The organism is Bifidobacterium sp. LH_491, assembly GCF_056356495.1.
The window spans coordinates 317,263-329,460 of record NZ_JBKEUI010000001.1 but is presented as its reverse complement, the minus strand read 5'-3'; the positions used below and the strand labels follow the sequence as shown (position 1 = coordinate 329,460).

Here is a 12,198-nt window from a genome sequence, read left to right as displayed (position 1 = left end):
AGGATGCGACGGATGCATCAGTCGGGATAGCGCAACAACAATCACGCTGCAATCCGGGAACACAACCGCAGGCAGGATGCATCCGTCATGCGAAACACCAAACGCGAGAGACGGCAAGCTGGCTAGCTTTTCCCCATCAACGTCAACGCCACCAGCACCACATTCAACAAGATAATCAAAGCCGTTGTGACCCAACACAACACACGCTTGATGATGCCATCGGCATACTCACCCATCAGATTGCGATCAGCGGTAAACCTCACCAACGGTACCAAGGCAAAGGGAATACCAATCGACAGGACCACTTGACTGATCACCAGCGCTTCCGTCGGATTCGACGAAAACCATACCACAACCAAGGCAGGAACCAATGTCACTATTCGACTCGCCCACATAGGCGCATCCACGTGCAACAACCCCTGCATAATTTCCGAACCAGCATACGTACCAACCGACGTGCTCGACAAACTGGAGGCCAGCAAGCCAACAGCAAATACCACGCCAACCGCCGGTCCCAAAACGGACACGATCGCCGCATGCGCACCTTCAATCGAATCCGTCCCCCGCACGCCAAACAGCGAGTTCGCGGCTATTACCAGTAATGCAAGATTCACCGTACCGGCGAAAACCAATGCCCACACCACATCAATCTTCGCCGCAAACAACTGCCGACGTACAGACGGACGATCCTGCCCGTCATAAAAATGATGATTCACCAACGAAGAATGCAAATAAATCGCGTGCGGCATCACCGTTGCCCCCAACATCGACGCCGCCATAAGCACCGAATCCGCATTGACGAAACGGGGCACCAATCCGCCAGCCACCGAACCAGGCCGCGGCGGATCGACCACCAAACCCGCCATAAATCCCAACGCAATCACCAGCAATAACGCAATGACCACACGTTCAAACACGCGATGCGTACGACCTCCCTGCAGACGCAGCACCAACGTCGACACCACACCGATAATGCACCCGCCCACAAACAACGGCACATTGCACAGTAGATGCAACGCAATTGCGCCACCAACGACTTCCGCCAAATCAGTCGCAATCGCAATCACTTCCGCCTGCATAAAATATAACAGCCGACCGGCATCCCCCAACCGTTCCCCCAATAAATCCGGCAAGGAACGCCCAGTCACCACGCCAAGCTTCGCTGACTGATACTGGATAAGCACACTCATCATATTCGCCAGTACAAGCACCCACACAAGCACGTAGCCGTATCTCGCTCCCGACGTTATATTCGCGGCTACATTGCCCGGATCCACATACGCCACGGCCGCCACAAAAGCCGGCCCAAGCAAAGTCCCAACCCTTGCCTTGCTCGAAGAAGATGTTCTCGTCACGTTCACGCCCTTCATCGTATTACACCGCTCTCCACGACACCAGACCGTCGGTAAAAATGAATCCTTCGCAACACTGCTCACTACGCTGACAACATGTATCACCAAATCCAGATTACGAACGCGGCAACTGCTGGCCGGGGCACCCATGAAGCACCGCCAGCATAGACTGCCGTTCCGCCCCGGTCACCGAAAGACCATATTTTGCCTTCACTCCGATCTGACGGGCCACATAATCGCAGCGAAACGCTCCGTTGGTGGGCACCCAGTACGCCGCCGATGCGGAACCTTTCTCTTGATTGGCTGGACCATCCACGGCCAACAGGTTATACATATCATTGCCGAATTCATAGCGCCGGGCGGTGTCCCACTGCCATGCGCCGGAACGCCACGCATTCTCCAACGCCACCACATGGTCGATTTGCACGGCGGAACTAGTACGCACGCCGCGCACGAAATCGATCACTTTGCCGGTATACGGATCATCGAGCACTCCTGCCTCCACCTGACAAGGTTTGCCGGCCGCAAACCGTACGTCTCGCAGATCACGCGCCAGCACGTCATCGCGCACATCACAGCCGTTGCCGTCCACATCCGTAGCGCGGAATCCGAACGCGTCACGGTCATATGAGACGACAGGCTCACCATCCTCCACCGTCAGCCTCTCCAAGGTTTCGGCCGCATCTCCCACAGCAACATAACCACCGGTGAGCTGATTCGCCGTATCACTGACACGTGGCAAACCCACGCCGACAGCAATGCCCAGCGCCACTGCCAGCAGCAACAACACCATCACCCGCGATGATGCGCCACGACCTCGCGTACGCATCACGCGATACCGTCGCCTACGCATAGGTAAACGTCATCGGGTCATGTCCAGCACGCACCGGACCATCCAACGCATCGATGGCGGCACGCTCCTGCTCATTGAGTGCAAAACCAAACAGATGCAAGTTCTCCTGCTGGCGCTGCGCATGCACGGATTTTGGAATGATGATGGTGCCTTGTTCGATATGCCAACGCAAAATCACCTGCGCCTCACTCACCCCATGAGTCCGGGCGATACGCGAAATCACCCCATCTCCAGCCTGCAAATCCGCCCCCCGCGCCATGGGAGAGTATGCCTCCACCGCAATATTGTGGTCGCGGCAGAATGCCACCACCTCGCGCTGCTGCCATGTGGGATGCAGTTCGATTTGGTTCACCGTGGGATATTCGCCGGTTTGCTCATGCAAACGCTGTATATGTTCGGGCAGGAAATTGCACACACCCAAAGTACGCACGCGCCCCTCCTTGCGCAAGCGTACGAACGCCCGCCACGTTTCGTCCGAACGCCAATCAAAAGGCGTGGGCCAGTGAATCATATACATGTCCACATAGTCCAATTGCAGCAAGCTAAGCTGACGGTCAAACGCATGCAGCGCCGAATCGTAGCCCTGTTCGGAATCCTTGAGTTTCGTCGTCACCCACAGATTACGCCGTCCCTCACCATGTGCCATCCCAGCAGACACAATCGCACGCCCCACTCCAGCTTCGTTCTCATAACCGGCCGCACCATCAATATGCCGATACCCCAACGCCAGAGCCGATTCCACCACCGGAGTCACCGCCGCATCATCAATACGCAACACCCCCAGGCCAATCTGCGGAATCGTCACCCCATCATGCAGCTGCACTCCTGGAATACTCGGACTATTCACACCGCTCGTAGCACTTGCCATACTCGTCATATTGCCTCCTCGACCCTAGACTGGCTGCACCGGGTTTTGCGACTATGCCACCTTCACCATGCCACAGGCCGCAAGCACCACGCACCAGCACACACTTACGGCAATTTGTCAACGCGTGGTACCACGCGCAATCACATGCGTGTGCGTGTCCATGTTTTCCGGTTCAGTGATGCTACCACGAATCCTACCGAGAATCCGATCGACCGCCGTTGTGGCAATCCACTCCAAGCGAGGATCCATAGTGCTTAACGGTCTTGGTAGATAGCGGTCTTCGGGAATGTCGTCGAAACCAATCACCTGCATCTGATCGGGCACGCTCACCCCCAGTTCCGCCAACGCCGCCAACGCACCGATGGCCAGCTGGTCATTCAGCGCCACGACACCGTCACATGGCACTCCTCCATCCATAATCGTACGCATAACGCGAGCGCCCGAACCGATGGTCCAGTCCATGCCAGTAACGCCAATAAGTCGCGGATCGATGGCGATGCCACGACGGTCTGATTCCTCGATAATGCCACGCAATCGCAACTGAGCGTTGCCTTCCGTTGCTGTACGCATGACATTGGCGTCGAAGGAATCACGTGCGCCGATCACCGCAACCGAAGTGGCACCGCGGTCGTACAGATACCCAACCGCTTGGGCGGCGGCATCAATATCGTCGGGACTGATGTGGTCGGCGTATCCGCCAGTGTCACGCGCACCAAGCACCACTAAGGGGAAACGCACGGACAGTCGCTCGTGGTCGACGTTCACCAGCTCGCTAAGAGAGAGAATCATACCATCGGCAACAGTGGCGTTGAACGATTCCAATAGGCTGAGTGTTCCTTGCGGATCATGCTCGTCATACGTGGTGACGTATACCGAATATTCGCGTTTACGGGCAGCTTCGATCACCTGATTGGCAAGCTGCGCCAAATATGGCGGCGTTAGCGAAGGAACCGCAAAGATTATGGCACCAGTGCGGTTACGGTTGAGATTGCGCGCAGCAATATTGACTTGATAGCCCAAACGGTCGATGACGTCTTGCACACGCCGTCGCGTCTCTTCGGACATGCGACCCGTGCCGTTGATGACGTTGGATGCAGTTTTGAGCGATACCGATGCTTCACGCGCGACGTCACGCAGAGTAACGCGACGGGCGGTATCCGCAACGACGCTGCGCTCATACTGGTATCGTCGTCCATCACCCGTCGCCATGATTGCTCCTCACCATTGTGCGCGGTGCACCCCTACCATAACGGCGCCCGACACTTCACTGACGTCGAGATACCAGTATGCCATTACGGTCAAACCGATACGTGGATATCTCTCCCGTGTCGCCGTCCACCCGACCGCACCGATAGGCCACCACCACATCACCGTCCACACGCACAGTCGCCGTCTCACGGCCACGCAACATGTAAAAATCGAATACAGCGCCATCGTCGGTACAACGCACCGTATGGATAAAGCGCGGATCATCAACGGTATCACCGGCAGTGTCGCTTTCCGCGGCGGGTGCCAGATCACTGCCGATATGCTCGCGTATCAGCCTGGCAATATCTTGTACTCGCAGATCGCAGCCGACGAAATACGCCACTCCTTGACCATACGGATGACGAACCACCGCAGGCGTGCCGTCCAGCTCCCAATCGTCAGCCCCTTCACCCGTATAGGTGGCCAATACCTGCGCATCGGAAGCCACAGACGTGACCACGTGCTGCCACAACTGGCTCAACGCCCCGTTGGACATTTCGATGTGCTGTGCCTCACCAGGCTCAGGGGCCGGAGCCACCGTATTGATTTCCTCACTGCGCACGCCCAGCATCTCGCGCAGCACGCCGTTGCCGGCACCCGGATAGCCACCAAGCCACGTGTGGAACCGCTCGTCGATCAAACCGGTCGCATAGCCGACTACCACCGTGCCACCCTCACGCACAAACGCTTCCAAACGCTCGGTATCCTGTACCGACAGCGCCAAAACACCCGGTAACACGATCAGGCGATAGCCACTCCAGTCATACGACAGCGGCACCACATCGGCACGACGTCCCGCGTCCAAGAACCCGCGATACCAGTCACGCACCTCATGCCAGTGATCCAAGCTCTGACTCGGCAACGTTTTGCTCCACGACGCCCACTGCGACTGAGCATCGAATAGGATGGCGGTATCCGCAGGCCGTACACCCGCACCCACCAAACCGGACTGCGACAACGTCTCCAATGCCTGCCCCAGCTCACATACCTCGCGGTATACCTGCGAATCCTCACCCGCGTGAGGCACCATCGCCGAGTGGAAAGCCTCCGCGCCGAACTTGGACTGACGCCATTGGAAGAAGCACACAGCATCCGCCCCCATGCCCACGTGTGCCAGCGCGTCACGAATCAACTCACCATGCCGCTTACGCGCATTAAAGGTCTTCCACTGCACGGCCGATGTAGAATGCTCCATCAAATACCACGGCTTGTTCAACGCCATGGACGACATCAGCGCCCCCGAACAGCATAATTCGTCGATATGCGACGGCCCCTCATGGAAATAATGGTCATTGGACAGGAAATCCACTTCGCTTGCCCAATCCGGGTAATCCATCACGCACTGGTCCGTGGACACCATGAAATTCGTCGTGCATGGCTTGTCCGGGCAAATCTCGACAATCGCATCACGCTCCGCGCAATAGAAACGCTTGAGCTCATCCGAACCAAACCGTTCAAAATCCAACTGATGACCAGGATTAACCATGGTGTCCGCGCCCATAAACCGCGGCACCAACACCTCGTCGAAACTCTGCAGCTCCTGCGACCAGAACGACGTACCCCACGCTTCGTTCAACGCCTCAATGGTGCCATACTTCTCACGACACCAACGACGGAACGACGCCTGCGCCTGATCGCTGTAATCATGGCGATTGTTCCACCCATACTCATTGCCCACATGCCAGGCCACCACCGCAGGATGCTCGCCGTACCGCCGGGCCAGCGTGCGACACATCGTCAACGCAAACTCACGGAACACCGGGCTGCTGGCACTCCACGACTGACGCGTGCCCGCCTGCACCGGATGACCAAAGCGGTCCCACGGCAGCACCTCCGGATATTGTTCATACAACCACATCGGCGCCGTAGCCGTAGCCGACGCCAAATCCACGCCAATACCAGCCTCGCCCAACTTATCGATAATGCGATCCAGCCACCCAAAATCCCAACGATCCTTCTGCGGCTGAATACGATCCCAACTAAAAATTCCCAATGCCACCGTATTGACGCCAGCGCGGCGCATAAGACGAATATCCTCGTCCCAAACCTCTTCCGGCCACTGGTCGGGATTGTAATCCCCGCCATACCAGATTCGCTGCTGCTGACCTGCCAACGGCTGCGGCCAACGATGCGCCCTGCGCTCATCCATCGTATATTCCTCCATTGCGTCGAAATGTATTGTCACCACACCGACCCGGCACGACGCGCTCATTGTATGGAAATCCTCCAGACACCGGCAGTCGACCAAAAGCCCACTACCATGAGCGCGCCGCCCGAATCACCAATTCACTACTTCAGCGTTACGGTGTAACCCTGCTCCTTGCCATGCTCGGCCAACTTCTTCGCGTAGCTTTCCATGGCCTTTTTGAGCGTGGTCTTCTTGGCATACGCCTGCGCCACGATTTCATCACCATACGCGCTTTGCGCGAATGGGTTATACGGCAGATACTGGAACTTCGTCACCGGCAGCTGTGCCGCCTTGGACAGTACCTCATTCACATTCTGACCGCCGAAATAATCATTAACCTTCTTATTGGCCTCAGTATTGGGGTCAGTGAACGAATCGGCATTGAGAATCGACTTCAAGCTCGGGAACGTGCCAGTGTCGGCCATCATCTGGGCACCAGCACCATGGCACAGATACTCCACGAACTTGTAGGCAGCCTGCGGATTCTTGGATTGCTTCGTCACCGCCAGTGCGGAACCACCATCTTCGGCGGACACATTCTCGCCTTCCTTCCACTGCGGTAGCGGAGCCACACGCCAGTTACCAGCTTGTTCAGGCGCACCGTTCATCAAATTCACCGGCATCCAACCGCCGATCGTCAGCGACGCGATAGTGCCATCGTTGAGCTCGCGATTCCAATCATCAGACCAATTCTGTGTCTTGGTGTCCATCAAATCTTCGTCAATGAGCTTCTGCTGGAACTCTATGTACCGCTGCATACCCTTATCGGAAGTCATATTGATGGTGATGTTCTCGCCATCCACCTTCCACGGATTGGCTCCGGCCTGCCACACCTGCGCGGTGAACGGCTGGTAATCCGTCGTGTTGGTCATATACGAGCCAGCAGCACGCACCTTCTTAGCGGCTTCATAATAGTCATCCCAGGTCTTGATGGAGTCGCCATCAACACCGGCCTTATCGAACACAGCCTTGTTATAGAAGAACACTTCAGGACCGGAATCAATCGGCAACGCGTACGGCTTGCCGTTGTATTGCAGCTTGTTCCAGGGACCGGCAGCAAAATCATCCTGGAGCTTATCCGCCCCAAACTGACTCAAATCCAATACGTCGCCGGTGACCGCATACTGACCGACGGTAGGATCTTCTAACATGACCACGTCCGGAGCACCATTACCGGCAGCAATCGCGTTCGACAATGCCGTAGCCGTATCTGCCGCCTTACCCGTGCTGTTGAACTTCACCGTGATGCCGGGATTCTCCTTTTCAAAACCAGCAATAAGATCCTTCATCACATTGCCAGTATCCCACCCCCAAAACACAATGTCGGCCTTGCCGTCCTGTGTATTGCCGGACGATGTATTGCCTCCACACGCCGCCAACGAACCAGCCATCGCCACAATCGCCGTAACGGCCAATGCTTTCTGTGCGTAGCGCATATTCTCCTCCTAACTCTCCAGGCCCACGCTGGCCTAGAATATTGTCAATCACTGCGGTTCAGCGCCACAAAATTCCATGGTACAGCTGTGTACCACAGACCATCATACGCCCCCGTAAGGCATTGTCAAACAATCAGACATGATTGCTGCATGTTCTTATATGAAACACCGCGACATTTTGAAACACCGCGAAGCACTAAACGAAACCTACAATATGCAACGGCCTGATACAGCGGGGCGGCACGCAGCATGCGTCCGCCGCACGCCATACCGCCCCAGCCAACGGCAGCACCTATATCAGCATCCTTCGGCACCCAATTCAACCACCCGATTGGCAATACGCAACGTCGACGCACGATGCGACACCAACACCACCGAGCAATCCCCGCGTTTCGCCGCCTCGTCCACCGAGCGTAACACCACCGCCTCGTTATAGGCATCCAAACGGCTCGTCGGCTCGTCCAACAACACCAGACGCGCGCCACGCAGCAGCACACGAGCCAATCCGATACGCTGACGCTCGCCTTCCGAGAGCCGATCGCCCAACTCGCCCACCGGCGTATCCAATCCCTGCGGCAACGAACGCACCAAATCATCCACCGACGCACGCTCCAGCGCCCGCCACAGCGCCTCGTCATCTGCCTGAGGACTAGCAACCAATAGATTGTCACGAATGGAAGTGTTAAACAGGTATGTTTCCTGTGACATCAGCATCTGCGTACGGCGACGATGATGCACTTGCACCTGCGGCATCGGCACCTCACCAGCCAACACGCGCCCCTCCTGCGGATCCCAGTAGCGCATCAGCAACGTCAGCATCGTAGACTTACCCTGCCCCGAGCGACCGCGGATCCCCAACACCCCAGCATGGGGTACCTGCAACGACATATCACGAAGCACCGGCTCGCCGGCATGAGGATACGTAAACGTAACCCGCTCCAGCGCCAACTCGTCATAGGGCGTTTGACTCTCACCCTGCTCCACCACCGCAGGGGCCTCGTCCATCAGCGCGAACAGGCGCCTGGCCGCCGCGAAGGTCTGCGTCAGGCTGGCCGGCAATGCACTCAACGCGGAAGTCGGTCCGAAGGAGCTGGCAATCAGCGTGACCGCCACCACGCACGCACTCGGATTCGACTCCGCAACGAGGCATGCTACCGCTACCGCAGCAAGCGTGCACACCACAACCAGAACACCGCCCAAACCTGCAAAATGACCGTTGCGCAGGCTCAGCTTGGCACGCTCCGCCCACAGGTCACGCGTACGACGCACAATCATCGACACCCGATCCTCGCCGGCCTCGCAGTGCATAATCTCGCGAATACCACGCATATCATCAATCACCACATCATCCAATGCGGCACTCTGTCGACGAAGCGCAGCGCCAATACCCTTCACCGACGACGCAAACGCCTTCGGCAGCCATACTCCCATCAAGCCATGCGATACCAGCAGCACCAACACGAACCACGGGTTCAACGTCGCTAACGCCAACGCATACACGGCGGTGGTAGATACCGCGATCACCACTGGCGAAATCGTATGCGCAAAGAAAATCTCCAACAGTTCGACATCCGTAGTAACCAACGCAATCAAATCCCCACGGCCTTTGCCCATCAGCTTCGCTGGAGCAAGACGCCGCAACGCCGCAAATGACTTCGCACGGAACAACGCCAGCAAACGGAATGCCATCAAATGATTCATATACTGTTCTACATAACGTAAACCGCCACGCACCAGCGCACACAATGCCATCAGACCAACCGCCAATGGCATGCCCATGCCCCACACCGGCTGACCGACCAGCGCAGCAAACGCCGTCACGCCGAACACCGGTAGGAACGTCGCCGCGATATGCCCGATCGTGCCGAACACGCAGGCCATCACCATCACCGCACGCAGCGGCTTGGTCTGCGACAGCAATCGGCGAATCACCACAGCCGCACCCAACGTCTCGCCATTGGGTGACGACACATCCCGCGACTCTGCGTCACGCTCACCGCCCCCGCGTCCCGCAGTAGCGCGTTCTACACCAAACTTCGAATCCGTCTGCGAGGCAGCCATACCATCAGCAATACCATCTAGCTCTTCATCGGTACTATCATCCATTCCGGCAGCATTCATCGCATCGCCGTCACGCCCCACGGCTTCCACCGCAGCCTGCGCACGCCACAACGACGCAAACACCCCATCGGCCGCCACCAACTGCGATGCGGAACCGCTCTCAACCACCGAACCATCCTGGAACACCACCACATGGTCCGCATCCATCGCATTGCGCAAACGATGTGTAATCATCACCACGGTAGCCGATTGCGCCAGCTCACGCACCGCCTGCATAATCAATGCTTCGCTATGCACATCCACGCTACTCGTCGCCTCGTCGAACACATACACCGCCGACCCGCGCAGCAACGCCCGCGCAATCGCCAAACGCTGACGCTGTCCACCAGAACAATTCGAAGCCCCCTGCTCCAAACGCCAATCCAACCCTTGCGGATGAGCACGCACCACATCCGCCACACGAGCTCGCCGCAACGCATCCCACAACATGGCGTCATCCGCATGCGGGCATGCCATCAACAAATTGTCACGAACCGTACCGGCAAACAAATGACTCCGCGCCGACACCACCGTCACCGCGCCGGACAACGCCGCCATCGACAACGACCGCAGCTCATAGGCATGTTCGCCATCATGCAGCGACACCGACCCCTCATAGCCAGTGACCAATCCCCCCAGCAGTGCAGCGGCAGTGGACTTGCCCGAACCACTCACACCCACCACGGCCGTCACTTCATGGGGTCGCGCCTGCCACGTCGCCTCACGCAACGCCGGATTGCCATCCTTCCCATACCGGTACGTCACACGCTCATAACGCACGCCCAGCGCAGCCTTCGGCAATGAATCCTCGCCATACCGCGGCTCCGGCGCATCCAACAATGCGCCAATACGTTTCGTGGACGTCACACCATTCATCGCCACATGGAAATACGAACCCAACTGACGCAGCGGCAAGAAGAAACTTGCCGACAGCAACACCACCAAGAGACCGCCGGCCATACCCAACCGGCCAACAGCGCACTGCCAAATCGCCACGCCAATACCGACCGCCGCACCGCCATAGGCCACTACATCCATCGCCGTCAACGAACGCAGCTGGATCTGCAGGACACGCATCGTCATCACACGGAACTGTTCAGCTTTCTCGTCCATATCCACAGCGGCGCGCTCGTCGGCATCGCAATTCTGCAATGTCTCCAAGCCCTGCACGTTATCAAGGAAGGTCGCCCCCATATCGGTGTACTTGCCCCAATACTTCTTGAACACCCGCGCCGCGCTCATCGCCACGCCACCCACGATCAACACAATCAACGGCGCGCACACCAGCAACACCACCGATGCCGCAACATTCACCGGCAAGAGCACGACAAACAACGTCAACGGAGCCAATACGGCAAAGAACAATTGAGGCAGGAACAATTCAAAGAAGCTTTGAATCTGTTCGACGCCCTCGCCCATCGACTGCACCACATCCGCAGTGCTCACCCGCGAGGAATACGATGGTCCCAACGCCAACATTTTGCGATACAAGCGTTCGCGCAACCCCAACTTCACCCGCTCGCTCGCCTCCGTGCCACAATATGCCGCCACGCGCGACGTGCCGTACTTCACCGCAACAACCACCAGCGCGGCCACACTCGACCACACCGGCGACAATCCCAGTTGCGGCAAAAATGGCGCACCCGGCATCAGCGGACTCAACAACGACACCACCAGTACGGCGAACAAGACATCCGCCATCAGGGAAAGCCACAAGCACACTACTTTGCCGGCAATCAGCCGACCCAGACCAGGAGCCATCGTGAACAGACGCTTGTCAATCATCGCCACCTCGTTTCTTGGGTACCGTGGCTCACACTAATGGAAACCAGAACGCCACACAATACCCCCGTCAGAAGAATCATCTGTGACGAACCCCACAATGCTCGCCCCCGTTGGCACACAGCGAACATTGCCCCTTCCGCCAACGACGTGAGGGGACGGGACACAGGGCAGGTTGTAGACAATCACCAACGACGTTGATTTTTTTCATACGCAAACACAACGGCAACGTAGGTTACGGTTACGTAATCTAGAATTATGACAATGCAACATGTCGTAGCACAACGCCACAGCGCCATACTCCGGCATCGACATCGACCCGCGCGCCAAACCAAACCGGCACCAAGCCAAACCAACCATTGAGGAAACGA

General features: G+C 57.4%; 7 protein-coding genes. All 7 read right to left on the bottom strand.

Going from position 1 to position 12,198, the window contains the following annotated elements; genetic code table 11:
- Positions 1-122: 122 nt before the first annotated feature.
- The 7 genes from AC1AWK_RS01055 to AC1AWK_RS01025 all read right to left on the bottom strand — a co-directional run bounded on the left by AC1AWK_RS01055 (position 123) and on the right by AC1AWK_RS01025 (position 11,830).
- Complete coding sequence (locus AC1AWK_RS01055; protein WP_476567468.1) at positions 123-1,370, bottom strand: Nramp family divalent metal transporter; 1,248 nt, start codon at positions 1,368-1,370, stop codon at positions 123-125.
- A gap of 97 nt (positions 1,371-1,467) precedes the next feature.
- Complete coding sequence (locus AC1AWK_RS01050) at positions 1,468-2,205, bottom strand: HNH endonuclease family protein (protein WP_476567467.1); 738 nt, start codon at positions 2,203-2,205, stop codon at positions 1,468-1,470.
- Positions 2,198-3,073, bottom strand: a complete 876-nt coding sequence (locus AC1AWK_RS01045) for an aldo/keto reductase (protein WP_476569499.1) — start codon at positions 3,071-3,073, stop codon at positions 2,198-2,200. The genes AC1AWK_RS01050 and AC1AWK_RS01045 overlap by 8 nt, the downstream gene beginning before the upstream one ends.
- Before the next feature lie 117 nt (positions 3,074-3,190).
- Positions 3,191-4,282 carry a LacI family DNA-binding transcriptional regulator gene (locus tag AC1AWK_RS01040; RefSeq protein WP_476567466.1) on the bottom strand — a complete coding sequence of 364 codons (1,092 nt, stop codon included), beginning with the start codon at positions 4,280-4,282 and terminating at the stop codon, positions 3,191-3,193.
- A 55-nt stretch (positions 4,283-4,337) separates the two neighbouring features.
- Complete coding sequence (locus AC1AWK_RS01035) at positions 4,338-6,470, bottom strand: beta-galactosidase (RefSeq protein ID WP_476567465.1); 2,133 nt, start codon at positions 6,468-6,470, stop codon at positions 4,338-4,340.
- A 140-nt stretch (positions 6,471-6,610) separates the two neighbouring features.
- Positions 6,611-7,945 carry an ABC transporter substrate-binding protein gene (locus AC1AWK_RS01030; protein ID WP_476567464.1) on the bottom strand — a complete coding sequence of 445 codons (1,335 nt, stop codon included), beginning with the start codon at positions 7,943-7,945 and terminating at the stop codon, positions 6,611-6,613.
- Positions 7,946-8,242: 297 nt separating this feature from the next.
- Positions 8,243-11,830 (bottom strand): thiol reductant ABC exporter subunit CydD/CydC, encoded by a 3,588-nt coding sequence (locus AC1AWK_RS01025; protein WP_476567463.1) that lies wholly within the window; start codon positions 11,828-11,830, stop codon positions 8,243-8,245.
- Positions 11,831-12,198 lie beyond the last annotated feature (368 nt).

Excerpts from the sequence above, each read along its gene's own strand:
- AC1AWK_RS01035 (WP_476567465.1), bottom strand. The coding sequence starts at position 6,470 with ATGGATGAGCGCAGGGCGCATCGTTGGCCGCAGCCGTTGGCAGGTCAG.
- AC1AWK_RS01045 (WP_476569499.1), bottom strand. The coding sequence starts at position 3,073 with ATGGCAAGTGCTACGAGCGGTGTGAATAGTCCGAGTATTCCAGGAGTG.
- AC1AWK_RS01055 (WP_476567468.1), bottom strand. The coding sequence starts at position 1,370 with ATGAAGGGCGTGAACGTGACGAGAACATCTTCTTCGAGCAAGGCAAGG.
- AC1AWK_RS01040 (WP_476567466.1), bottom strand. The coding sequence starts at position 4,282 with ATGGCGACGGGTGATGGACGACGATACCAGTATGAGCGCAGCGTCGTT.
- AC1AWK_RS01050 (WP_476567467.1), bottom strand. The coding sequence starts at position 2,205 with ATGCGTAGGCGACGGTATCGCGTGATGCGTACGCGAGGTCGTGGCGCA.
- AC1AWK_RS01025 (WP_476567463.1), bottom strand. The coding sequence starts at position 11,830 with ATGATTGACAAGCGTCTGTTCACGATGGCTCCTGGTCTGGGTCGGCTG.
- AC1AWK_RS01030 (WP_476567464.1), bottom strand. The coding sequence starts at position 7,945 with ATGCGCTACGCACAGAAAGCATTGGCCGTTACGGCGATTGTGGCGATG.